This window comes from Streptomyces sp. NPDC042336, from assembly GCF_055581985.1.
Genome location: NZ_JBVJEA010000049.1, coordinates 1 through 21,761, shown reverse-complemented (window position 1 = coordinate 21,761; position 21,761 = coordinate 1). Strand labels below are relative to the sequence as shown.

Genomic DNA, 21,761 nt, shown 5'->3' with positions numbered 1-21,761 from the left:
CGCAGCGGTCGAGCGCGGGCCGGCACGACTCAAACGGTGGCGGATCTTCCGCAAGGCGCGTTGCAGCCCGAATCGAATGACGTCAATCGCGGCAGCCGTCCTCACTCTGGAGCGGCAACGCTGAAAGAGCTCCGTGATTGCGAATCATCTGGTCAACGGGCTCGAAGGCACCACGGCGCGGCGGCGGTCGTACTGGCGAACAGGATTGATGAGATAATCACATGCATGATGCAAGGAGATGATGCAGGACCGGTCCCCGGCCGGTCTGACCGCCTGGTAGTGGCCGCTGCCGCGATCGTCCAGGGCGGACGTCTGCTCGTGGTGAGCAAGCGGGCGGCCCCCGATGTCTTCTACCTGCCAGGAGGCAAGCCGGACCCTGGAGAGGAACTGCGGGACGCCCTGGCGCGGGAGCTGGACGAGGAGCTCGGGGTGGTCCCTCTGGAGGTGCGCTTCCTCGCGGACATCGAGGCGGTGGCCGCACTCGAAGGCATTCCGATGAAGATGTCGGTCTTCACCGCACGCCTCGACCAGGTGCCCAGCCCGGCGGCGGAGCTGGCGGACCTGCGGTGGACGACCGGCCGTGAGCCAGCCTTGCGTCTCGCCCCCGCTGTGCGCGACCACGTGCTTCCCCTCCTGAGGAAGACGGGGGCCCTGACGTGAGGCGTGATCCCGCTGCTTGAGGATGTCAACCGCATCAAGATCGCCTCCCAACCAGCTCACGCGCTCAAGGCTCGTGCGTACTTGTGGCGTTCAGCGCCCTGATCTTGCTGACAGGCTCGTGAGAGCGGATGACTGCCGTTCTGGCTTAAACCGCTGCGGGCTCTGTACGGGCTGCGTTACGGGCGATATCTTGACGCTGAAATGACGATCGTGGCGCTCATTTGACGCTCGTTCTGATGGGGTGTCAGGCGCACTGTCGGGCAGGTCAAACCCTGTCACGGTGCCGAGCATCGCTGGTACGACGAGGGCAGGCGACACCGGGCAGGCCGACTGAGTCCCGCTGGTCAGATGTCCCGGAAGAAACCAGCCAGCTTTGTGTGACCTGTGGCGATGGGTGGTCAGGGGGCGCTGACCCGCGGAAATGACCTTTCGGTTGTTTCGCGCTCTTGCTTGTTGACGCAGTCGAAAGTCCCAGGAGACTCTTTCCGCCTTGAGCGGGTGGTGCAGACGCGTGCACTCCGGTCTTGCGACGGACGGTATGAGGTCCGGGCGGTACACGGGAGGAGGGTGTCAGCGCTTCATGAGGTGCGCTTCATGAGGGCGAAGACTGCCCAGCTGAGGTACTCAGGCCCGTAGCGGGCGTAGTGGGCGGCCTCGGTGGCGAGTTCTTCCCGTACTTCGGGGGCGAGTTCGTCGCCCGGGCTCTCATCGAGCCAGCGGAGCGTGCTGAGCCACTGGGCCGCGGCGTAGCGGGCCCAGCTGTTCTGGTCGGCCAGCATCATTCCCACGACGTCGTATCCGAGCTCCTGGAACTGCTCGATCAGTTCAGGCAGTTCCAGGAAGTCGGCGTTGGCGGTGGCGTGGCATGCCTTGGCGGTCTCCTCATCCGGAGGGGTCCGACCGCCAGAACGGCTCGTCGATCAGCATCAGCCCTCCGGGGCGGATGCTGCGCTCGAGCAGCTCGACCGTTCCGGTGACGCCGCCCCCGATCCAGGTGACGCCGACGCGGGCGGCCAGATCGACCGGCTGGTCGGCGACTGGCCGGCGGCGTTACGGTGGACGAATCGGACCCGGTCGGCGACGCCGAGTTCGGCGGCATTGGCCTGGGCCTGCACGATGAGGAGTGGAGGGGCCGGTTTCAGTCGGCGTGGAGCGCCCTCTTCAGGGCGTCGACGGCCAGGTGTCGGGCCACGTTCGCGGCGCGGGTGTCGCGCAGGCTGTCCAGGAGCAGGAAGTCGTGGACCATGCCGGCCACGCGTACGGAGGTGACGTCGACACCGGCCTCGCGCAGCTTGTTGGCGTACATCTCGCCCTCGTCGCGCAGGACGTCCGCCTCGTCGGTGATGACGAGGGTCGGGGGCAGGCCCTTGAGCTGGTCGAGGCTCGCCCGCAGCGGGGACGCGTACGGCTCGGTGCGCTGGGAGGGCTCGGAGTACTGGTCCCAGAACCAGATCATGCCGTCCCGGGTGAGGTAGTAGCCCTCGGCGAACTGCCGGTAGGACGGGGTGTCGAAGTCGGCGTCGGCCACGGGGTAGAGAAGCACCTGCGCCTTGAGGTCGATGCCGCCGCGATCCTTGTTCATGAGCGCGAAGACGGTGGACATGCAGCCGCCCACGGACTCGCCGGTGACCGCCAAGCGGGAGGTGTCCAGGCCGTGGTCGGCACCGTTCTCCAGCAGCCACTGGCCCACGGCGTAGTTCTGCTCGACCTGCGTCGGGTACTTCGCCTCCGGGGCCCGGTCGTACACGGGGAACACCCCGGCCGCGCCAGCGCCGACGGCCAGCTCGCGGAAGAGCCGGTCGTGGGTCTTCTCGTCGCCGAAGACCCAGCCGGCGCCGTGGATGTAGAAGACGACCGGCAGCGGGCCGGTGGCCCCCTTGGGCTTGATGATCCGGGTGCGGACCGTGCCCCACTCGCCGGCGTCGACCTCCACCCACTCCTCGTCCACCTCGGGACGGGGAACGCTGGTGTCGCTCTGCAGGCCGAGGAGGATCTCGCGGCCCTTCTCCGGCGGGACCTCGTAGATCCGCGGGTGCGGGTCGGTCGCCTCGGCCAGTTCCTTCGCCGCCGGCTCCAGGAATGGCGTGACGGGCGGGGGCAGATCGCTCATGCGGACTCCAGGTGATCAAGGCGTCCGGCAGCCACGGCACGGTGGCTCAGACGCTCACGCCCCCCTTCTCCTCTTCTATAGTCCCGGCAGCCCTCACCTTCGCAACCTGACCGAGCGACAAGCGTCAGGTGAACGGCTTGGCCAGGACGACACCGGCGTTGCGTGGGGGAACACCAACCGCCCCGCTACGTCTTGCGGTGAGGTTTCGGGCCGGGGCGATGACCAGGCGGTGGCCCGCTCGCCCGCCGGATTGCGCTCCGGGCATCGTCTCCGCCTTCGAACAGGCCGGCCACAGAGCCACGGCCGTGACGGACGGCGTGCACGCGGGTCGCCGCTCCAGGCGTCCGCTCCCTCGACGACCTGCCGCTCCTGCCCTACCTCAAGCGGATCAGAGGCGCCGACGACTTTTGGCTCCCGGAACCGAAAGACCCGCGGGCCAACTGCCGGCGCAGTGACTGCGCGGGCGGCAGGCCCGCCGGGTCGGGCCGCGACCGCTGTCTGGCGATCAACGAGATCGAGCGGACGATCAGCCTGCTTCAGTGCCCCAGTGCTCTCGGGCAGTCGCCGCCGCTCAGCTCGACCGCAACCGAGCCGGGAGCATCCCCGGACGGCACTTGCCCGTCGCCGCCGTCTTCCGCGCGGTCACGGAAGCCAAGGAGCCCGGCTGTTGGTCGATGCTGGACATCATCGTCCAGTATCGGCCGCCCCGCGGTCGTCAGCCGCGAGCGGGCGTGGTGGTGTCTGTGCCGGCCGAGTGTGGGGTGAAGGGGCCGTTCAGGGCCGCCCATTGGAGGAGGAGGATGGTCTTGCCGTCGGTGATGCGGCCGTCGTGGGTCATGGCGAGGGCTTCCGTGAAGGGGAGTTCGAGGACCTCGATGTCCTCGCCGTCCTCTTCGAGTCCGCCGCCGGTTCCGGTTCGGTCGGCGGGAGTGTAGGGGGCGGCGAAGAAGTGGAGGCGCTCGGTGACGGAGCCGGGGCTCATGTAGGCGTCGAGGACGTGGGTGAGCGGGCCGAGGGTGACGCCGAGTTCTTCGGCCGCCTCGCGGCGGATCGCGGTGTGCGGGTCGTCCGCGTCGAGCAGTCCCGCCGCGGCTTCGACGAGCATGCCGTCGGGGTGGTCGTTGACGTAGGCCGGGTAGCGGAACTGGCGGGTGAGCAGGACGCGGCCGCGTGCGCTGTCGTAGGGCAGGACGACGGCGCCGTTGCCGCGGTCGTACGTCTCGCGCACCTGCGTTTCCCAGCGTCCGTCGCGGCGGCGGTAGTCGAAGGTGGTGCGGCGCAGGACGTGCCAGCCCTGGGAGGTCAGCTCGACGTCGCGGACCCGGACGGCGGGGTTGCGGTCGAGATCGCGCCCGGCCCGGTCGAGGCCCGTCCGGCCGCGGTGGTCCGGGGTGTCCACACCGGGGCGGGGCCTCATGCCAGGGCCTGCCGGTCGAGGGCCGGGATCTCCGCCACGTCGTAGTAGACGGGCAGGCCGCGGCGGCGTGCGAGGGTGACGTCCTGGTCGGCACCGGCGGAGTCGCCCGGCAGCCGCAGCACGGCGTCGCAGCGGGCCAGCAGGCGTTCGGCGGCCGGGTACAGCACCTCGTCGGCGAGGGGATCGGTGGGGCCCGCGCCGGTCGAGCGCAGGACGGGCAGGGCGATCCACTCGCCGATGACGGGGAGGTGCCCGGCGGCGAAGACGGGCCACGCCGCTGCCTCCAGGCGCGCCAGGTTGGCGGCCATGGCCTGCGGGTCTCCGTCGGTACCGGAGCGGTAGGGGCCGGCGATCAGGATGAGCATGGGCTTGTCGGTCATGGGCGCTACGATACATGCAGAAACGTGCAAGAACAGGAGAGAACAAGGATGCTGGCTGCTGAACGGCGTGATCACCTGCTGGACCTGCTGGCTCGGAGAGGCAAGATCGTCGCCAAGGAGGTCGCCGCCGAGCTGCGGATCTCCGAGGACTCCGTGCGGCGTGACCTGCGTGACCTGGCGAGTGAGGGACTGTGCCAGCGGGTCTACGGCGGGGCGCTTCCCGTCTCGCCGGCCGTCGTGGACTACGGCGCCCGGCAGAGCGTGGCCCCGGAGGGCAAACGGAAGGTCGCCTCGGTGGCCGCCGGGCTGGTGCGGCCCGGCGGCGTGGTGATCCTCGACGGCGGTACGACCGCCCTGGCCGTCGCCCACGCGCTGCCGCGGGACCTGGCCTGCACCGTGATCACCCACAGCCCGCCGATCGCCGTCGCACTGCTCGACCACCCGCAGGCCGAGGTCTTCGTGCTGGGAGGCCGCCTGTTCAAGCATTCGGCGGTCGCCTGCGGCGCGGCCGCGGTCGAGGCCGCGCGGAACGTCTCCGCGGACCTCTTCCTCCTCGGCGTCACCGGCGTGCACCCCGAGGCGGGACTCACCACCGGCGACGCGGAGGACGCGGCGATGAAGCGCGCCCTCGCGGCACGGGCCGCGGACACCTACGTCCTCGCCTCCTCCGAGAAGATCGGCACCGCATCCCGGTACCGCGTCCTGCCCTGGGAGGAGATCAGTGGACTCATCACGGACGAGACCCCGCAGGACCCGGTGATCGAGCAACTCGCGGAGAAGGGGGTCGAGGTGCTGCCGGCCGGGTGACGGCGGCGAGGGTCTGACCGCGGAGCGCCGACCGTCCGGCCCGCCGCACCGAGACGGGATCCCGCCCACAGTGAGAGCTGCGACCAGCCCACCGCGACGGGTAAGAGGGTCGTGAGACGCACCTCCGGTCCGAGAGCTCGACCCCCAGGGTCCGAGGGGTCGACCCGCCGTCCCCAGAAGGTGCGGGGCCCGAGTATACCCGTGCCAACGCATCCTCGGCCTGGCCGCGGCGGCCGCACATCACGTCACGGAGTTTCACCAGCAGGGCGTGCCCCGGCCTGCGCGTGGGACCGGTCCCGCCCTCGGGGTGCCAGCGGTCGCGCCCACGCTCATGGCCCTCGATTCTCACCTGCGCCCGCCACATCCACAGCCAGTACCGCCTACCGGCCACTGTCGGCGCCCGCGCCGCAGGTATCAGCGAACCTCGGCCGCTGGGCAGTGCCGGCTGACTCATGGGGGCGGATTTCGGGCAGACGGCTCTCGCGCGGATCGGTTGTCGGCGACGAAACCGGCGGGTACTTGACCGCTGCCGCTTCGTTTCCCGCGGGTGGGCCTGCCGAGAACGACTCCGGCGAGGACCAGTGTCAGTCCGCCGATTTGATGAACGGTCAGGACCTCGGAAGCGATCACCGTGCCCAGCAGTACGCCTGTGACGGGATTGAGCAGTCCGAGCAGACCCACGGTCCCCGCGGGCAGGTGCCGCAGTCCGGTGAACCAGGCGGTGAAGGCCAGCGCGGTGGCGATGAGCGCGACGTAGGCGAACGCGAGGAGCGCCGGTGCGGACAGTGCGGGGGGAGGCCCCTCCGTGGCGGCCGCTGCGGGGAGCAGCAGCAGTCCGCCGGCGGTGAGCTGCCAGGCGGTCGAGGCGAGCACGTCGGCATCGGCGCTCCACCGTTTGGCCAGGATGTGGCCGAAGGATGACGCGAGCATGGCGGCGACCGAGGCGAGGATGCCCTGCACGCTCACGTCTTCCGTGCCGGTGAGCAGCATGGAACACACTCCGGCGAGCCCGATCCCGGCACCGGCCAGGTGGGTTGTCCGGGGTCGTTCGGATATCAGGAGCCAGGCCAGGAGCATCATCGTCATCGGGGACACCGCCATGATGGTCGAGGCCAGGCTCGTCGGCAATGTCTGGGAGGCGACGTAGACGAGGGTGAAGAAGATGCTCACGTTGAGCAGGCCCAGCACAGCAGATCTCCACCACCACTCACCGTGCGGCCGCTGCCTGCACAGGGCCAGCAGCACGAGACCGGCGGGCAGCGCCCGCCAAGCGGCTCCGTACAGCGGGCGGTCGGCGGGCAAGAACTCGTGTGTGACGAAGTAGTTGGTACCCCAGGCCACCGGGGCGACCGCGGTCAGCGCCGCCCACCGCATATTTGCTTCCATGGAAGCAAATATACCTTCCAGGGAAGGTACCGTGGACCCATGGAAGATCGGCACACGCTGGACCATGTAGCCCGCATTCAGGCCGAGTGGCGTCAACAGCGGCCTGACGTCGACATCTCCCCGCAGGGGGTGATCGGCCGGCTGCATCGCCTGGCCGGCCTGCTCACCGGGGAACTCTGTCGCGTCTACGACCGCTACGGCCTCAGCGAGGGAGAGTTCGACGTCTTGTGCGCCCTGCGACGCGCCGGCGAGCCCTACGAACGGGCACCTGGCGAGCTTGCCGCCCACACCATGGTCACCACCGGCGCGATGACGAAGAGGATCGACCGCTTGGAGCGGGCCGGGCTCGTGACCCGCCGCCGAGCGGACGACGACCAGCGCGGTCGGATCGTCGCCCTCACGGGCCCCGGACGCGCGTTGATCGACCAGGCGTTCACCGACCACATGCGCAACGAACGCCGACTGCTGGATCTGCTGACAACCACCGAGGCCAAGACGCTCGAAGCGCTGCTCACGATCTGGCTCTGCCGGGTGGAAGACGGAGAGTGAATACTGATAATCGCCAGGTGATCGGCGAGACGCCGGCCGAGGGCGGGAGTCGCCGCGGTTGTGTCCAACCCCTCGGCGTGCGACCGGGTTCGAGACGTCGACGGACACGCGGGACTTCAGGGTGCGTGCCTGCCGGTCCCAGGGCCGGGGTCTGCGGCGGGGCGCCACATGGTGGTGACGACATGGCCGGTGGCGACGACGATCTCCTCCAGGGCGGTGAAGCCGACACCCTCGTACCGCCGGAGATTGGCCGCATTTGACGACTCCAGGTAGGCGGGGAAGCCGAGAGCGTCGATACGGGCGAGGCTCTCGGCCAGCAGGGCCATGCCGAGGCCCTTGCCCCGGTGCTGGTTGTGGACGCCGAGGAGTGTGAGGTAGAAGTGCGGCCGCCGTGGCCGCGCTGCCGCGAACTGGTCGCCCATCGTCAGGATGGCCTCGGTCGCCTCCCGGCCGGCGGTCCGACGCAGAAGGGTCGCGAGGTGGCCTGCTTCTTCGGGGGTCAGTTCCTCCTCGCCCGGCGGGATCCATACGGCTGCGGCTTCCGCGTGCTCGCTGACGAGCAGCCAGCGATGGCGCAGTGCCGCCGTCGCGTACAGCCGCCACATGGCCGCGGCCTGGGCGGCGCGCTGTTCGGTGTCGGGAAAGGCCGGCCCCCACGGCGGGTCGTTGAAGAAGGCGGTGGTCAGTGTGCCTACGACGGCGTCGGTGTCCGCTCCCGTCGCCACGCGCACGCGAACGGGGGGCTGCGTGGAGGTCGTCCGCCGGTCCCTTCCAGCAGGGTGAGGGCCGTCTCGGCCGCGGCGAGGTCCTGGGGGCCGATGCCGATGAGCTTGGCGATGGTGATGTCGTCCGGTGTGCGCCGTCCGGGGACCCGGCCTGCCAGGACCTCGCCGATCTCGCCGTCGACGCGGTCCGGCGTGACCTCTCCGCGGGCGAGGGCCGCGTGGATGTCCCCGTAGCGGAGGGCGAGGTCCCGGCTGTCGACGATGATCCGCGTGGCGCGGTGCAGGCAGGCGCCGTCGAGTTCGCGCTTGGCCGGGTCGTCGGCGCCGAGGGCGGTGATGTGCTGGCCGGGGCGGAGCCAGGAGCCGAACAGGACGGGGGTGGGGCTGGCGGTCGCGGTGACGACGATGTCGGAGTGGCGCACGGCCCGCTCCGGGTCGGTGGCGGCGGTGACATCGACGTCGCCACGGCCGCGCGAATACGGTCGGCCGTGTAGTGGGGGAAGCTGGGCATGGTGGTGGTCCTCACTCGGGCAGGGTGTCCAGGGTTCCCCGGGCCACCATGCTCACGTCGCCGCCGACCCGGATGTTGTGCAGCACGTCCGGGCGGCCCTGCGGCAGGACGGTGAGCCGGCTCGGACGGCCGGTGAAGCGTCCCTGCCGCAGGACGAACTCCTCCTCGACGGGCACGACGTGATCCCGGGCCAGATACGCGCCGACACAGCCGGCCGCACTGCCGGTCGCCACGTCCTCCAGGACACCGTCGTTGTTCCAGTGGCGGCCCTCCAGCGCCTCTACATCGAGCACGCACGCGAACTGCGCACCGTACCGGCCGACCAGCTCCGCGAAGTCGCCGCGGACGATCTCCGCCTCGGACAGACCTGCCGTCACCGGCACGACGAGATAGCGCAGGCCGGTGGAGACGACGCGTACAGGAAGTTCAGCCAGTGCCCGGACGGGCAGGTTCAGGGCCGCCGCGACCTCGGCCCTGTCCCCCGCCGGCACGGTCGCGAGGAATTCCGGTGTTCCCTGGTCGAGTTCCGCGTCATAGCCGGTGGCGGTGCGCCGGGTCGACACCTCGACGGTCCTGTCGGGGAGGTGGAACGTCCAGCGTCGGGGACCCGGGGTACCGTCGCGCTCGTGCAGGACGGCGGCCGCGCCCAGGACCGGGTGCCCGGCGAAGAAGGATGAGGCCGGCGATGGTGATGAGTCCGCCCAGCAGGACGGTGGCACCGATGAGCGCGAGGACGGCGGGGGCCCCGGAGACGGGGTTCAGGCCGAGCAGCAGGCCGAGTCCGGTGAGCGCGACGGTCTGAGCGGTCAGGACGACGACGCCTGCCAGGACGGGGGCGGTGATGAGGGCCCAGCGGCCGACCGGGGTGAGCCAGAGCCGTGCGTGATAGCCCGAGCCGATGTCGCTCACGAGCAGTTGCCCCGCGGTGGCACCGCCGGTGAAGGCGGTGGTGAGCAGGCACAGCGGCAGAACGACGTCGATGTAGCGACCGCCGGGTGTGGCCGCGGCCGTGACCGAGGACAGCTGCCCCTCGTAGATGATCATGAAGAACGCGCTCGTGAGCAGCGGCGAGAGCGGCAGAGAGGGCGTACGGAGGCAGGACTTGAGCGAGCGGGCGGTCAGTGGCCCCAGGGCCGCCCACGTCTTCGCTGCTGCGGGCGGGCCTGCGGGACCGGCGACGGCGGTGGTGATCGTGCTCATACGGCGGTGGCGCCTTCCGGGGTGAGGGCCAGGCGGAGGAAGACGTCCTCCAGGCTAGGTTCGTTGACAGTCAGAGATTCGGCGTGCAGGCCCGCGGAGGCCAGGGTGAGCAGCGTCTCCCCGTCGGCTCCAGGACGGGCGAGCCGGATGCTCACCGCGTGCGCGGCGGTTTCGGCCGTGTGGAGCTGCTCCCCCTTGGCGGCGAGCAGCTCCCGGGCCTGGCCGGCGGCGGAGGCGTCGCGGAATCGCAGGGTGAGGACACGGTCGCCGACCTCGTCCTTGAGGACATCCGGGGCGGCGGAGGCGATGAGGCGTCCGGCGCGGAGGATGCCGACGCGGTCGCAGAGCTGGTCGGCCTCTTCCAGGTACTGGGTGGTCAGCAGGACGGTGACGCCGTGGTTGACGGCCAGTGCGCGGATCTCGTCCCACAGGTCCCGGCGGCTGGCCGGGTCGAGCCCTGTGGTGGGTTCGTCGAGGAAGAGGACGTCCGGGCGCTGGACGAGAGCGACGGCGAGGTCGACGCGGCGGCGCTGGCCCCCGCTGAGCTTGCCGACCGGGGTGTCCGCGAAGTCCTGCGCGTCGAAGGCGGTGAGGAGCTCGGCGCAGCGTGCGCGTGCCTGCCGGGCGGTGAGCGACTGGAGCCGCCCTTGCAGGCGCAGCAGTTCGCGGGCGGACATCAGAGGGTCGAGGGCAGTGCCCTGGAGGACGACTCCGGTGCGGCGGCGGACTGTTCCAGGGTCACGGGAGACGTCGGCTCCGGCGACCTGGGCCGCGCCCCGGGAGGGGCGGAGCATGGTGGTGAGCATCCGGACGGTGGTGCTCTTGCCTGAGCCGTTGGGGCCGAGCAGGCCGTAGACCTCTCCGGGGTTCACCTCCAGGTCGAGCCGGTGGACGCGGTGTGCTCGGCGAAGTCCCGGCCGAGCCCGATGGCACGGATGGATGGGGTGGCGATGTTGTCCATACCTAAAACCGACCTATCAATAGGTAGGTTTGCAAAACGTCAGCCCCCGGGACTCCGGTGAGCAGATGGATCCGCGGCGCTGTGCCGAGTCGTTCTGACGGCCATACCCCCGAGCTTCCAGGGTCCGGAAGAGGGTCAGGGCCTGCGCGGAGGCGGAGGGTGTCGGATCGTCCTTGCCGTCGGCTTGTTCGCCGTGGTGATGAAGTGTCCCGAGTGAGGCCCGGACGGTTTGACGTCTAGGCCCCACTCGGGGCGGGAGTGTCAGCGCTTCATGAGAGCGAAGACGCCCCAGCTGAGGTACTCACGCCCGTAGCGGGCGTAGTGGGCGGGCTCGGTGGTGAGTTCCTCCCGTACTTCCGGGGCGAGTTCGTCGTCCGGGTTCTCGTCGAGCCAGCGGCGCATGCTGAGCCACTGGGCCGCGGCGTAGCGGTCCCAGCTGTGCTGGTCGGCCAGCATCATTTCCACGACGTCGTACCCGAGTTCCTGGAACTGCTCGATCAGAGCGGGGAGGAGCAGGAAGTCGGCGACGGAGGTGGCGTGGCACGCCTTGGCGGTCTCCTCGTCCGGAGGGGTCTGCCGCCAGAACGGTTCGCCGATCAGCATCATTCCTCCCGGGCGGAGGCTGCGCTGGAGCAGCTGGGCCGTTCCGGCGACGCCGTTGCCGATCCAGGTGGCGCCCACGCAGGCGGCCAGATCGACCGGCTGGTCGGCGACGTGGCCGGCGGCGTCACCGTGGACGAACTCGACCCGGTCGGCGACGCCGAGTTCGGCGGCGCGGGCCCGGGCCTGCTCGGTGAAGAGCGTGCTGATGTCGACTCCGGTGCCCGTGAAGCCAAGGTCGCGAGCCCAGGTGCACAGCATCTCGCCCGAGCCGCTGGCCAGGTCGAGCACCCGGGTCCCGGCGGGGAGGCGGAGGGATTCGCCCAGGGTGGCGAACTTGTCCGCGGTCAGCGGGTTGTGGATGCGGTGGCCGCTCTCGCGGATGGTGAAGATGCGGGGAAGGTCCATGACCGTATTCCTTTCCGTCATGCCTTGAAGTGAGGGAACTGCTTGAGGGCGCGCACCTGGCGCGAGATCTGCTTCATCGGCCGTTCCAGCTCGGCGCGCAGCCGCGCGTCGGTGCGGGCGGCGGCGTAGGTGTTCTCGCGCTGCAGCCGGTGGTAGCTGTCGAGGCGCCGCTCGCTGAGACCACCGTCCTCGACGGCGGCCAGCACCGCGCAGCCCGGCTCGGTGGTGTGGGCGCAGTCCGCGAAGCGGCAGTCGCGGGCCAGCTCAGTGATCTCTGCGAAGGTGTGCTCCAGGCCGTCGTCGGCGTCATGCAGGCCGACACCGCGCAGGCCCGGGGTGTCGAGGAGGACTCCGCCGTGGGGCAGCGGCACCAGTTCGCGCCAGGCGGTGGTGTGCCGGCCCTTGCCGTCGCCGCCGCGTACCGCGCCGGTGGCCAGGAGGTCCTCGCCGAGCAGGCGGTTGCCGAGGGTGGACTTGCCCGCGCCCGAGGGTCCGAGCAGGACGACCGTGCCCGACAGGACGGCGGTCAGGACGTCCAGGCCCTCGCCGGTGGTGGCGCTGGTGACCAGCACCTCCACGCCCGGGGCCGCCTCGGCCACCTCGGCCGCCGCGGAGGCGGGGTCGGTGCACCGGTCGGCCTTGGTGAGCACCACCACGGGTGTGGCGCCGCTCTCCCAGGCCAGGGCGAGCATCCGCTCGATCCGCCCGAGCTTGAGCGGGTCGGCGAGGGAGACGGCCACCGCCACGGTGTCGACGTTCGCGGCCAGTACCTGGGCGTGAGAGGTACGCGAGGAGGTGGAGCGAACGACAGCACTCCGGCGCTCCAGCACCTCCACCACGGTGGCGGAGGTCGCCGGGCCGGCCGGACGGACGGACACCCAGTCGCCGGTGCACGGCGTCAGCCGGTCACCCGTACCTGACGCGGGGAGGACCATCGCTCGGACGGGGCCGGTCTCGGCGACGACGTCGCACAGACCGCGCTCGGCCCGCACGACACGGCCCGGGACCAGTCCCTCGTCCCTCGACGGACCGAAGGACCGCTCACGCTCCGTATCCCAGCCGTAGTCGACCAAAGTCAGGACGCGCGAAGGACGGGAGAGAGCAGATGGGTGTGAAGCGTGTGGGTGAAACAAGTGAAGAGACCCTTGAGAGGGGGCCTCGCCGGACGTCAGACGTGCCGGAGCCACTCCCACACAGGGGAGGCTGGCAGAGGAAAGGTCAGGCCGAGACCCGAGAGATGCGAACGAGTCGGGCACCGCACGCAGCGGTGGTCACCACGACCGTCATCGCGCATCTCCTCCGATCTCCAAGAGTGGCCTGGTCGCCACTTCCACAGAAACCGTAGCATCTTCTGTGAGCCTCTTCTGCCCCGGGCAACACCAAACTGTCTCTGAACAGCGCTTCAGTCTTCTCGGAGCCTTGCGCATGTCGATCCGGGGCAGGCTTCCCTGCCGCATGCGCCAGCCAAACGCGGGCCCCACGCAGCCCCAGAGCCAGTGGGGAGCAGCATGGGAATCGAACCACCCGCCCCGGTCGCATGCCCACGAGCGACGCCCCCCGGCGACTGTGACGATCTCGCGCAGGGACGAGAGCCGGGGCAGACCTCGCCGACTCGGGCCCGGCGCGACGTCTTCGCTGTTCACCGCGATGGCATATCCGATAATCCGTTGACGCCCGCTCATGGGCCATTGCTACTGTCAGGCGTTCCGTCGGAACTACTCGGGCCTGCTGCGCCCCGGAAAGGAGTGAGTTTTGGGCCCCCGGCCCTCGCCGCGCGCGCCTCGCTGCACGGCTCCAGCCGTCCCGTCCTCCTGACCCGTCCCACTCCGACGGCTCCCGGACGTGGTTTCCCGGTGCTGTGACCTGCCCACGCACCCCGTAGTCCCCGCACGCTGCGGGCACATACGGGGAGCGTATTCGGCGAGGCCGCTCGGCCTGCTCTTGCTGTCATGACCGACTTCTCAGCAAGGAGCCCTCCGGGTGTCCAGTACCGACAAAACTCGCTCCAACACTCCGAACACCGTTCTGGCCGGCACTTTCACCTGCGCGTGGTGCGGCCTGACGGTATCCGCCGCCGCTGGCGACGGCACCCGTCGAAACCACTGCCCGTCGTGCCTGCACTCACAGCACGTTCTCGACCATGTCGAGGGCGGCCCCAGCGCATGCCAGGGCCGGATGTCGCCGATCTCCGTCGCCGTGCTGCGTACCGGTGACTGGATGGTCATCCACCGTTGCGTGCGCTGCGACGAGCTGACCTCCAGCCCCATCTGCGCCGACGACAACCAGCTCATCCTCATGCGCATGGCCGTGCGTCCGCTGGCACAACCACCGTTCCCGCTCGAAGCATTCGGCGACCTGTAGACAGGAAGGAGAAGCCCCCGTGCCGAGACGAGCGAACAACACCAGCAGACGTACGCAGAGGGCGCGACGGCCACAGCGGCACAAGGACGTCCTGCACCGCCAGGGAGGGCACCGGCGACACGATTTCAAATGCGTGGGCTGCAGACTGGACGTGTCTTTGAACGCGCCCGGCACCACCCACCGCAATCACTGTCCCAACTGCCTGGTCAGCCTTCACGTCGACCGCCGGATCCCGGGTGACCGGGCAGCGGCTTGTCGTGGACGGATGGAGGCACTGAGTATGTCCGTGCGGCCCGACGGTGAGTGGATGATCATTCACCAGTGCCAGTCCTGCGGTGAGCTCAGCGCCAACCGGATCGCCGGCGACGACAACGCACTGACCCTGGTGCGCCTCGCGCTGAAGCCGCTACGGGACAGCAGCATCGCCCACCGAATGCTGCTCCAACTCTGACCTGACCCGCGCCTCGCAGCGTCGTGTCGCAAGAACCGAGTAAGCGCCGCCCTTTCATGGGGGCGTTCTGGATCCTGCTCTTGTCGGTGACATCGAGGCCGTACGAAGAGGCGGAGCGTACGAGCGCGGACGTGCTCGTACGCTCCGCCCCTTCTCCAGGTCACGGAGCACTGTGACTGTCGTCTGTTGCGGTCAACGCCCCCGCCAGTTGGTGCGTCTGCATGGTCGGTGCACCTGTTCGCCGTCACCGCCCGCTCGAACTGGCCCAAGGCCAATCAGTCCGACCGAGTGGCTGTCACTTGCCGGTGCGATGCTTCTCCGCACTCCCCTTTCCACGGGGGGCTGGTGATGGAGAGTGGCGGTGAATGGGAAGCTCATTGCTCCCCCAGGAACCCGCATGGATCATGTGATCATGGAAAGAGGAGGGTCATGTCCGCTGGAGTGGTGTATCGACGGCCACTCGGTGATCTCGTTCTGAGGCTATGCGGTGAGTTCGGTGGGCAGGGCGGTGTCGTCGGTTTCTGACTCGATCGGGTGGAGTCGGGCCTTGGCGAGGAGGTCGCGGCACATGTAGCGGCGGGCCTCGGTCCACTCGTCGTTCTGCTCGGCCAGCACGGCGCCGACCAGGCGGATCACGGCGGTTCGGTCGGGGAAGATGCCGACTACGTCGGTGCGGCGGCGGATTTCCTTGTTCAGCCGTTCCTGCGGGTTGTTCGACCAGATCTGCCGCCAGATCTCACGCGGGAAGGCCGTGAAGGCCAGCAGGTCGTGCTGGACTGCGTCCAAGTGGGCAGCGGCTTTAGGGAACTTGGCCTCCAGAGCGTCCAGGACATGTGTCATCTGCGCTTGGACCGCGTCGGTGTCGGGCTGTTCGAAAACCGTCCGCAGCAGGGTGGCCACCCACGGCTGGGCCGACTTCGGCACCTGGCTCAGCAAGTTCCTCGCGTAGTGGGTGCGGCATCGCTGCCAGGACGCGCCGGGCAGGACCGCGCCGATCGCGTCGACGAGGCCGGCGTGGGCGTCGGAGATGACGAGCTGGACGCCGGACAGGCCGCGGGCGATCAGGGAACGCAGGAAAGCGAGCCAGTCGGCGCCGTCCTCGGCGGTGGCGACGTCCAGGCCGAGGATCTCGCGGTGGCCGTCGGCGTTGACGCCGACTGCGATCAGCGCGTGGATGTTGACGATGCGGCCGCTCTCGCGGACCTTCTGCGTGAGCGCGTCGACCCGGACGAACGAGTACGGGCCAGCCTCCAGGGGCCGGTTGCGGAAGGCGGTGACCTGCTCGTCCAGGTGCTTGGCCATCGCGCTGACCTGGGACTTCGACAGCTGGGTGACGCCGAGGGACTCGGCGAGCTTCTCGACTCGGCGGGTGGAGACGCCGAGCAGGTAGGCGGTGGCGACCACTGAGATCAGGGCCTGTTCGGCCCGGCGTCGGCGCTCGAGGAGCCAGTGCGGGAAGTAGCTGCCCTGGCGCAGCTTGGGGACGGCGAGTTCGACGGTCCCGGCGCGGGTGTCCCACTCGCGCGGGCGGTAGCCGTCGCGGTGGTTGACCCTCTCGTCGCTGACCTGCCCGTATTCGGCGTTGCAGAGGGCGTCGGCTTCGGCGGACATGAGGGCGTCGGCGAACGTCTTGATCATCGCGCGCAGCAGATCGGGACTCGCCGTGGCGAGGTTCTCCTCGGCGAGGGCGTGCAGGGGCAGACTGTCTGGTGCGGTCATCGTGCTGATCTCCTTCGAGCTTCGACATCTCGAAGATCAGCCGGTGGCCGTTCTCATATCCGGGCCCTCACTCCGACGCCAGGACAAACGCCCGGATCAGGTGGGAACCCGTACACCACTTCCCAGGACGCAACCGACACAGTCTGACCAGGCAAAATGAAGCCCACCTGGCGTGACGCCAGTGGCGCCCCCGGCAGGACTCGAACCTGCGGCCAAGCGCTTAGAAGGCACTTGCTCTATCCGCTGAGCTACGGGGGCTGACCTGCGTAAACGCAGCCTCCGGGAGCTGTCCCCCAAGTCGCGGGGGACACATGGGGGAATCGTAGATTGCCGGTGACCGGGGGACGCGAGCGCTCCCCGATCGGGCAGTACGTAGGGTCTCACATCATCTTCACGCCCCCGAAGTCTCTCGCGGAAACAATCCCGCACCCCGTCGGCGTTGGTGATCTCCGAGCCGAGGAGGGGAAGGTGTCGGGCCTGAAGCTGTTCCGCAGGGACACAACGAATAGCGGCATGACGGAGGTCATGCCGCGTCTTGCTGAGGTCGAGGCCGATGTGCAGAGTCTCGTCGAGGCGCACATGGAGATGCTGCTGGGCGTCCGGTTCCTGGCGAGCGAGTACAGCACTGGGCCCGCCCACGGGGGTCGGATCGACTCGCTCGGGCTGGACGAGAACGGATCGCCGGTCATCGTGGAGTACAAGCGCGGCACGGACGCCGGCGTCATCAACCAGGGCCTGTTCTATCTCTCGTGGCTGATGGACCACCGGGCGGAGTTCGAGCACCTGGTCCGCGTCCGGCTCGGGGTGACGGCCGTGTCCCAGGTCTCGTGGAGTAGCCCGCGCCTGATCTGCATCGCCGGCGACTTCACCCGCTACGACGTACATGCCGTGCGCGAGCACCGGAGGTCGATCGACCTGGTCCGCTACCGACTCTTCGGCAGGGACCTGCTCGGGCTTGAGACCGTGGCCTCCGTGAGCGGCGGCACGCAGGTGTCCCGCCGGGCACGGCGCGGGGCGGTCGCCCGGGCGGCGGCTGATGTCCAGGGTGCGGCGATGCGCGAGTTGGCGGGTGCGGTCGACGAGGCCCTGCTCGGGCTCGGGGACGGCGTGAACCGGGTGGAGCGCAAGACCTACCGGGCGTATCAGCGGTTGCAGAACTTCGCCTGCCTGTGCCCGCCGCAGCGCAGCAAGCTGCTGGTCTACCTGAAGGTCGACCCGAAGGACGTTGACCTCGTTCCGGGCTACACCCGGGACGTGTCCGGTCTCGGTCACCACGGGACGGGTGACCTGGAGGTGCAGCTCCGTACGCTCAGGGACGTGGGGCGGGCGCAGGATCTGTTCCGCGCAAGCTACGCGGCGGCCTGATCGCTTGCAGAGGCCGGCCTCGTGACGGGTTGCGGCACGTGTGGTGTCTGCGGTCGTGGCAGGAGCCTCTCTACGTACGGGCAGGGCGTGGCGGTGGTCCATCTATGGTGCGCGGGATCGCCGGTTTGGCCAACCGGCGATCCCGCGCTATGTTGCCCCGCTCGTGCGGGCCGGTGATCAGCGTGAACGCCTGGCGGGTTGGCCGGACGTGACCGCCGGAGCCGCTGACACGCCGGCGGCGAGGCGGAGCCTGTGCTCGCGGCCCGGCCGCGCCTGGCGTGTGCCCGTCTCGTGGGCGAGAGTTTCGGAGAGGTCGGCCAGCAGCGAACTCGGGGTGTGTGGGGACGCGGTGATGGCCCAGGTGGGCCGGTCCGGGTCGGGACCGGCCCAGATGGTCCAGGTGGCAGAGTTCTGGGGGGCCTGCGCGGTCAGTGGGTCAAACCGAATGCTTGCCTGCCCGTCGGGGGACGTCCACCGGATCCCGTGCCCTGTCAGTGTGTGCTTCCACCCCGCCTCAGTGAGCGGCTGCGTTGCTGTGGTGACCGTCCTCTCGTCCACCGGGACGCCGATGACCGTGTCCCAGCCCTCTCCGTCGGCGAGGTGGGTTAGCAGAGCCTGCAGCGCCGGGGCGGGGGTGGCGCCGGTCGCGGTGAGGTGCCACATGCGGTCGGAGACGGGTGTCTCGTAGGCGGCCACGGTCCAGGCGATCTCGCGGCCTTGGGTTTCGTGAACGCGTTCGATGCGCAGGGTCTGCGATTCGTGGATGGCGTGGGTCGTTTCATCGGACCAGGTGCGCCACCTTTCGAACTCGCCGTGCTCGTCGAGGAAGCTGTCGAGGAGCGCGTCGTGGTCACCGGCATCGGCCAGGTAGACGGGGACGGTCTCCGGCTGGGGGCGGGACGGTTCGGACTTGTCTGCGGTGACGTCGAAGACGGAACGCGCTGCGATGGCGGCGCGTTCGGTGTCGGTCAGGGGCGCAGGGCCGGGCCGCATCTCGGCCGCGTGGACCTTCTCGAAGGCCACCAGTGCCTCCGCGGGTGAGTCGAAGGTGTCGGCGACCTGACGCAGATGATCCTCGCCGTGCAAGTAGACGGACTTGCCGCCCCGGTGGAGGTACGTGCCAACCGCGACGGTGGTGTGGCCGTCGTGCGCGTGGGCGTGAATCAGGAGGTGGCCGTTGCGGATGTCGTCGTGGATCTTCTGCGCCTCGCTGGAGACCTCGCGGATTTCGCTGCGGGTGCACCAGGGCATCGGGTAGTTCACCCAGGTCCATTCCTCGTCGATGGCCTCCTGGAGGCGCGGGGTGATCTCGACGGTGATGCCTTCGGCGGTCAGGCGTTTGGCTGCGTCGGCGGCCCAGTAGGGCTCCTCGTGATCGATGCGGGCCAGGACCAGGACGCCTGTGGCGGCGACACTCCAGCCGGCAGCCTCCAGAGCCATGGAGGCGACGCGGGCCTGGGTGCCGGCTAGGTGGGCCTGCACGGCGCTCGGGTGAGTGGGGTGGGTGTCGAGGCGGACATGGGCGTCGATGGAGGCAGTCACGTGGGGGTCTCAGCTGTTCTGCCGGTGGCCGGGCCTTCGGGTCCGGCCACCGGCGTACTCGGGGTTATCGGGTTGCTCGTGTGGGTCGGGCGGAGTGTGCGGCCGTGGTGGTCGGAGGGCCGGCGCGGATGGCAGGCGCCGGTCGCCGCTGCTGTGGCGGGGTGGTTCCGGTGGCGTGCTGCCAGCGGGTGCGGACGGCGGCGATGTCGGCGAGGGCGCGGCGGGCGCCGACGACGAGCTGGAAGGGGGTGTTCGCCGGGTCGCCGGCGTACGCCTCGATGCGGCGTCCGGTGTGCTTGGCCGTGGCCAGGAGGGAGCGCTGCAGGGCGCGTTCGGCCCAGTGCCCGACGGATCCGGCCGGTTCGGCCAGCATGCGCAGGACTTCGCCTGGTTCACTGCCGTCGTCCAGCAGGCCGCGCTGCTGGGCTTCCCACAGGACGGTGACGGGATCGATGGGCTCGCCTCGGCGGGCGAGGGTGGTCAGGCACTGCCACAGGCCGGCGTGCAGCGGCACGGCGAGGTCGTCAGGGACCAGCCACCGCACGGCGTCGATGTCGTCAGGGCGGGCGGTGGCGGTGGCGAGCAGCAGTTGCTCCTCCTCGACCGCCTCGGTGTAGTCCGGGGCGAGATCGGGGGGCGGTGCCGGGGTACGGGGGAGGACGCCGGAGCGCGGGGGGAAGCGGTTCGCGATGTCGTCCACGACCGCGGCGAGCGCGTCGGCCTCGGCGAGCACCGTCTGGACGGGGAGCGGGATGCCGGCGTCGTGGACGGTGTGGACGAGGTGTTCGGCGGCCGTCAGCAGGCGGCGGCGGGCGTGCTCGGCCTCGACCATGCGGGCGTAGGCGGGGGCGTGGCGGGGCCAGGGGCAGACCTGGATGAGGGTGTGCAGGTAGGTGGCGGTCAGGCCGCGTGCCTCCTCCAGGGCGGTGGTGAGCACGTGGTCGAGCCACTTGGTGTTCTTCGCGTGTTCGGCGGGGTCGGGTCGCGGCAGGGTGTTGATCGCTGCGTACAGGGCGGCGTGCGCGGCGGCGGAGAAGGAGTCGGCGGTGATGCCGCTCACGTCGTCCTGGCGGTGCGGGTCGAGGAGGAGGGCCCCCAGGAGGGCCTGCTCGACGTGGAACACCGGCTGGGGCGGTGGGACGGCGTCGAGACCGTCTTCGTCGGGTTCGGGGGTGTGGGGCATCAGGCGGCGAGGGTGAAGTCGTCGGGGTCGAGGGGGAGGCCGAGGTGCGGGGCGAGGAGGTGGCCGGCGAGCAGCGGAGGCACGGCGTTGCCGATCTGGGAGAACTGCTGGCCCTTGTTCCCGGCCCAGGGGTAGTCGGCGGGGAAGGTCTGCAGGAGGCCAGCCTCGCGGGCGGTGATCCGGATCGGCTCGGGAACAGCCGGCGCATCGGCACCTTCGGCTGGCGGTGTGGCGGGCTCGGCCACCCAGGTGCACTCGTTGGCGCGGTGCCCGAAGAACAGCGTGCCGGCCGGCTCGGACAGCAGACGGACGGTGGCGTTGGCCTGGTTGTTGCTGCGCAGGGACCAGGACCAGCGGTGGGCCTCGGTGGCGAACGTGGGCGCCGGAGCGTCGGCGGCACGGTTTTCTCGGATGCCGTGCCGGGCCGCCCATCCGGCGCCTTCGCGGCGGGACTGCAGAACCGCCCCGTCCGGCCTAGGTATCCAAGTGCCGCGCTCCCGGGCATCGGACAGCGTCTTGCGGGAGCCCGAAGGGAACGGCTCGGGTCCGCCTCCGGGCCCACCGCCTGCGCAGACGGTGGGGACGGGCCGGTCAGTCGCGCCCCACCCCAAGGCTTCGGCCATGCTGACCCAGCGGGCACGGCCCGGACCGAACAGCGATTCCGGCTCAGCGAGCGGGGCGTGCGTGGGCGTGGGCGGCTGGGCCGTACGGACGCGGGAGGCCAGCAGGATCGCTCGCTTCCTGGTCTGCGGGACGCCGAAATCGGCGGCATTGAGGATCCCGCACCAGACGGAAAACCCCCACCCGCGCAGGACGGCCGCGTACTGCTTCCACAAGGGCAGCACGTCCGGTACTTCCTCCATGGCGACCCAGTCGGGCTCGCCGACCGTGTTCAGCGCGTACAGATAGCGCATCGGCTCGGCAGCGAGCAGGGAGCGCTCGTCACGACAGGCGGCGAGGAGGCGCTCGCGGGTATCGCGACCGGCGGCCAGATCCTCGACCGCCGCGTGCACCAGCGGCTGGTCGACCAGGCCCAGGCGCTTGCCGGCCATGCTCCACGCCTGACACGGCGGCGAAGCGATCACACCGCGGGTGCGGCCGACGAACGGCCAGGTCGGATACCTCGCCACGTCGCACCGGATGGTCAACTGCCCTGCCGCAGCGCGCGTCTTGCACGCCCACTGATCCCACTCCAGCCCCACGTCGCGCACGCCCAGGACGTGCAGTGCCCTGCTCCAGCCGCCCGGCCCCGCGAAGAGGTCGAGTATCACGTGGCCAGCCCGAAGTCGTCCCGCGTCAGCGCGTCGGCGTCGCCCCGGCACGCCCAGGGTGAGCAGCCGTCCTCGACACCGTTCTCCAGGACGTCGGCCTCGTCCGCGCTGATCCGCAGGGCGGCCCGCTCGGCAGCCGTGACGTGATCGATGGG

General features: G+C 70.1%; 20 protein-coding genes, 1 tRNA gene and 4 pseudogenes. 8 read left to right on the top strand and 17 right to left on the bottom strand.

Annotation, left to right across the window (positions count from 1 at the left end; translation table 11 throughout):
- The 3 genes and pseudogenes from ACZ6IM_RS41060 to ACZ6IM_RS41050 form a co-directional block, all read left to right on the top strand.
- Positions 1-124, top strand: a pseudogene (locus tag ACZ6IM_RS41060) (IS5/IS1182 family transposase); the annotation flags it as partial.
- Between the two features lie 155 nt (positions 125-279).
- A complete protein-coding gene (locus ACZ6IM_RS41055) occupies positions 280-660 on the top strand; it encodes an NUDIX hydrolase (protein ID WP_469564320.1) in 381 nt (126 codons plus the stop codon).
- Between the two features lie 3 nt (positions 661-663).
- Positions 664-885 (top strand): annotated as a pseudogene (locus tag ACZ6IM_RS41050) (ElyC/SanA/YdcF family protein); the annotation flags it as partial.
- A 353-nt stretch (positions 886-1,238) separates the two neighbouring features.
- On the opposite strand, the pseudogene ACZ6IM_RS41045 reads toward ACZ6IM_RS41050, so the two are convergent.
- The 4 genes and pseudogenes from ACZ6IM_RS41045 to ACZ6IM_RS41030 all read right to left on the bottom strand — a co-directional run.
- Positions 1,239-1,772: pseudogene (locus ACZ6IM_RS41045) on the bottom strand (class I SAM-dependent methyltransferase); the annotation flags it as partial.
- 26 nt (positions 1,773-1,798) lie between these two features.
- Positions 1,799-2,770 carry an alpha/beta hydrolase gene (locus ACZ6IM_RS41040; protein WP_469564318.1) on the bottom strand — a complete coding sequence of 324 codons (972 nt, stop codon included), beginning with the start codon at positions 2,768-2,770 and terminating at the stop codon, positions 1,799-1,801.
- Positions 2,771-3,485: 715 nt separating this feature from the next.
- Positions 3,486-4,187 carry an NUDIX domain-containing protein gene (locus ACZ6IM_RS41035; RefSeq protein ID WP_469564315.1) on the bottom strand — a complete coding sequence of 234 codons (702 nt, stop codon included), beginning with the start codon at positions 4,185-4,187 and terminating at the stop codon, positions 3,486-3,488.
- Positions 4,184-4,567 (bottom strand): DUF4406 domain-containing protein, encoded by a 384-nt coding sequence (locus ACZ6IM_RS41030; RefSeq protein ID WP_469564312.1) that lies wholly within the window; start codon positions 4,565-4,567, stop codon positions 4,184-4,186. Before ACZ6IM_RS41030 ends, ACZ6IM_RS41035 begins: the two co-directional genes overlap by 4 nt.
- 48 nt (positions 4,568-4,615) lie before the next feature.
- Between ACZ6IM_RS41030 and ACZ6IM_RS41025 the strand changes: the two genes are divergently transcribed.
- The gene (locus ACZ6IM_RS41025; RefSeq protein ID WP_469564310.1) at positions 4,616-5,374 is read left to right on the top strand and encodes a DeoR/GlpR family DNA-binding transcription regulator; all 759 of its coding nucleotides are present in this window, start codon (positions 4,616-4,618) and stop codon (positions 5,372-5,374) included.
- A gap of 450 nt (positions 5,375-5,824) precedes the next feature.
- On the opposite strand, the gene ACZ6IM_RS41020 is transcribed toward ACZ6IM_RS41025, so the two are convergent.
- Positions 5,825-6,760, bottom strand: a complete 936-nt coding sequence (locus ACZ6IM_RS41020; RefSeq protein ID WP_469564307.1) for a DMT family transporter — start codon at positions 6,758-6,760, stop codon at positions 5,825-5,827.
- 39 nt (positions 6,761-6,799) lie between these two features.
- Between ACZ6IM_RS41020 and ACZ6IM_RS41015 the strand changes: the two genes are divergently transcribed.
- Positions 6,800-7,309 carry a MarR family winged helix-turn-helix transcriptional regulator gene (locus ACZ6IM_RS41015; RefSeq protein WP_469564304.1) on the top strand — a complete coding sequence of 170 codons (510 nt, stop codon included), beginning with the start codon at positions 6,800-6,802 and terminating at the stop codon, positions 7,307-7,309.
- A gap of 116 nt (positions 7,310-7,425) precedes the next feature.
- On the opposite strand, the gene ACZ6IM_RS41010 is transcribed toward ACZ6IM_RS41015, so the two are convergent.
- The 7 genes and pseudogenes from ACZ6IM_RS41010 to rsgA all read right to left on the bottom strand — a co-directional run bounded on the left by ACZ6IM_RS41010 (position 7,426) and on the right by rsgA (position 12,787).
- Positions 7,426-8,034 carry a GNAT family N-acetyltransferase gene (locus ACZ6IM_RS41010; RefSeq protein WP_469564301.1) on the bottom strand — a complete coding sequence of 203 codons (609 nt, stop codon included), beginning with the start codon at positions 8,032-8,034 and terminating at the stop codon, positions 7,426-7,428.
- Positions 8,001-8,483 (bottom strand): annotated as a pseudogene (locus ACZ6IM_RS41005) (hypothetical protein); the annotation flags it as partial. The gene ACZ6IM_RS41010 and the pseudogene ACZ6IM_RS41005, both read right to left, overlap by 34 nt.
- Before the next feature lie 73 nt (positions 8,484-8,556).
- Complete coding sequence (locus ACZ6IM_RS41000; protein WP_469564322.1) at positions 8,557-9,177, bottom strand: PhzF family phenazine biosynthesis protein; 621 nt, start codon at positions 9,175-9,177, stop codon at positions 8,557-8,559.
- Positions 9,077-9,745 carry an ABC transporter permease gene (locus ACZ6IM_RS40995; protein ID WP_469564298.1) on the bottom strand — a complete coding sequence of 223 codons (669 nt, stop codon included), beginning with the start codon at positions 9,743-9,745 and terminating at the stop codon, positions 9,077-9,079. The genes ACZ6IM_RS41000 and ACZ6IM_RS40995 overlap by 101 nt, the downstream gene beginning before the upstream one ends.
- Complete coding sequence (locus tag ACZ6IM_RS40990) at positions 9,742-10,617, bottom strand: ATP-binding cassette domain-containing protein (RefSeq protein ID WP_469564296.1); 876 nt, start codon at positions 10,615-10,617, stop codon at positions 9,742-9,744. The genes ACZ6IM_RS40995 and ACZ6IM_RS40990 overlap by 4 nt, the downstream gene beginning before the upstream one ends.
- 350 nt (positions 10,618-10,967) lie before the next feature.
- The gene (locus ACZ6IM_RS40985) at positions 10,968-11,714 is read right to left on the bottom strand and encodes an SAM-dependent methyltransferase (protein ID WP_469564293.1); all 747 of its coding nucleotides are present in this window, start codon (positions 11,712-11,714) and stop codon (positions 10,968-10,970) included.
- A 17-nt stretch (positions 11,715-11,731) separates the two neighbouring features.
- Complete coding sequence (rsgA, locus tag ACZ6IM_RS40980; protein ID WP_469564290.1) at positions 11,732-12,787, bottom strand: ribosome small subunit-dependent GTPase A; 1,056 nt, start codon at positions 12,785-12,787, stop codon at positions 11,732-11,734.
- Positions 12,788-13,694: 907 nt separating this feature from the next.
- Between rsgA and ACZ6IM_RS40975 the strand changes: the two genes are divergently transcribed.
- On the top strand, positions 13,695-14,075 hold the full coding sequence (locus ACZ6IM_RS40975) for an RNHCP domain-containing protein (RefSeq protein WP_395577169.1): 381 nt from the start codon (positions 13,695-13,697) through the stop codon (positions 14,073-14,075).
- A gap of 19 nt (positions 14,076-14,094) precedes the next feature.
- Entirely contained in the window at positions 14,095-14,526 is a 432-nt protein-coding gene (locus tag ACZ6IM_RS40970) for an RNHCP domain-containing protein (protein WP_469564288.1), read from the top strand.
- A 480-nt stretch (positions 14,527-15,006) separates the two neighbouring features.
- On the opposite strand, the gene ACZ6IM_RS40965 is transcribed toward ACZ6IM_RS40970, so the two are convergent.
- Complete coding sequence (locus ACZ6IM_RS40965) at positions 15,007-16,245, bottom strand: IS256 family transposase (RefSeq protein WP_469564286.1); 1,239 nt, start codon at positions 16,243-16,245, stop codon at positions 15,007-15,009.
- 182 nt (positions 16,246-16,427) lie between these two features.
- Positions 16,428-16,503 (bottom strand) — tRNA-Arg (locus tag ACZ6IM_RS40960).
- Between the two features lie 210 nt (positions 16,504-16,713).
- On the opposite strand from ACZ6IM_RS40960, the gene ACZ6IM_RS40955 reads away from it, so the two are divergent.
- Positions 16,714-17,610: a DUF5655 domain-containing protein gene (locus ACZ6IM_RS40955; RefSeq protein WP_469564283.1), complete on the top strand. Its 897-nt coding sequence runs from the start codon at positions 16,714-16,716 to the stop codon at positions 17,608-17,610.
- 177 nt (positions 17,611-17,787) lie between these two features.
- Here ACZ6IM_RS40955 and ACZ6IM_RS40950 read toward each other — a convergent pair whose 3' ends face one another.
- From ACZ6IM_RS40950 to ACZ6IM_RS40940, 3 genes are all read right to left on the bottom strand, one after another.
- On the bottom strand, positions 17,788-19,152 hold the full coding sequence (locus tag ACZ6IM_RS40950) for an SPDY domain-containing protein (protein WP_469564281.1): 1,365 nt from the start codon (positions 19,150-19,152) through the stop codon (positions 17,788-17,790).
- A 64-nt stretch (positions 19,153-19,216) separates the two neighbouring features.
- Positions 19,217-20,335 carry a DnaB-like helicase N-terminal domain-containing protein gene (locus ACZ6IM_RS40945; protein ID WP_469564278.1) on the bottom strand — a complete coding sequence of 373 codons (1,119 nt, stop codon included), beginning with the start codon at positions 20,333-20,335 and terminating at the stop codon, positions 19,217-19,219.
- On the bottom strand, positions 20,335-21,606 hold the full coding sequence (locus ACZ6IM_RS40940; protein WP_361671061.1) for a DNA cytosine methyltransferase: 1,272 nt from the start codon (positions 21,604-21,606) through the stop codon (positions 20,335-20,337). Before ACZ6IM_RS40940 ends, ACZ6IM_RS40945 begins: the two co-directional genes overlap by 1 nt.
- Positions 21,607-21,761: the final 155 nt, after the last annotated feature.

Coding starts and splice junctions, on each gene's coding strand:
- ACZ6IM_RS40985 (WP_469564293.1), bottom strand. CDS start 11,714: ATGGACCTTCCCCGCATCTTCACCATCCGCGAGAGCGGCCACCGCATC.
- ACZ6IM_RS40965 (WP_469564286.1), bottom strand. CDS start 16,245: ATGACCGCACCAGACAGTCTGCCCCTGCACGCCCTCGCCGAGGAGAAC.
- ACZ6IM_RS41025 (WP_469564310.1), top strand. CDS start 4,616: ATGCTGGCTGCTGAACGGCGTGATCACCTGCTGGACCTGCTGGCTCGG.
- ACZ6IM_RS41030 (WP_469564312.1), bottom strand. CDS start 4,567: ATGACCGACAAGCCCATGCTCATCCTGATCGCCGGCCCCTACCGCTCC.
- ACZ6IM_RS41040 (WP_469564318.1), bottom strand. CDS start 2,770: ATGAGCGATCTGCCCCCGCCCGTCACGCCATTCCTGGAGCCGGCGGCG.
- ACZ6IM_RS41020 (WP_469564307.1), bottom strand. CDS start 6,760: ATGGAAGCAAATATGCGGTGGGCGGCGCTGACCGCGGTCGCCCCGGTG.
- ACZ6IM_RS40945 (WP_469564278.1), bottom strand. CDS start 20,335: ATGCCCCACACCCCCGAACCCGACGAAGACGGTCTCGACGCCGTCCCA.
- ACZ6IM_RS41035 (WP_469564315.1), bottom strand. CDS start 4,187: ATGAGGCCCCGCCCCGGTGTGGACACCCCGGACCACCGCGGCCGGACG.
- ACZ6IM_RS40995 (WP_469564298.1), bottom strand. CDS start 9,745: ATGAGCACGATCACCACCGCCGTCGCCGGTCCCGCAGGCCCGCCCGCA.
- ACZ6IM_RS41015 (WP_469564304.1), top strand. CDS start 6,800: ATGGAAGATCGGCACACGCTGGACCATGTAGCCCGCATTCAGGCCGAG.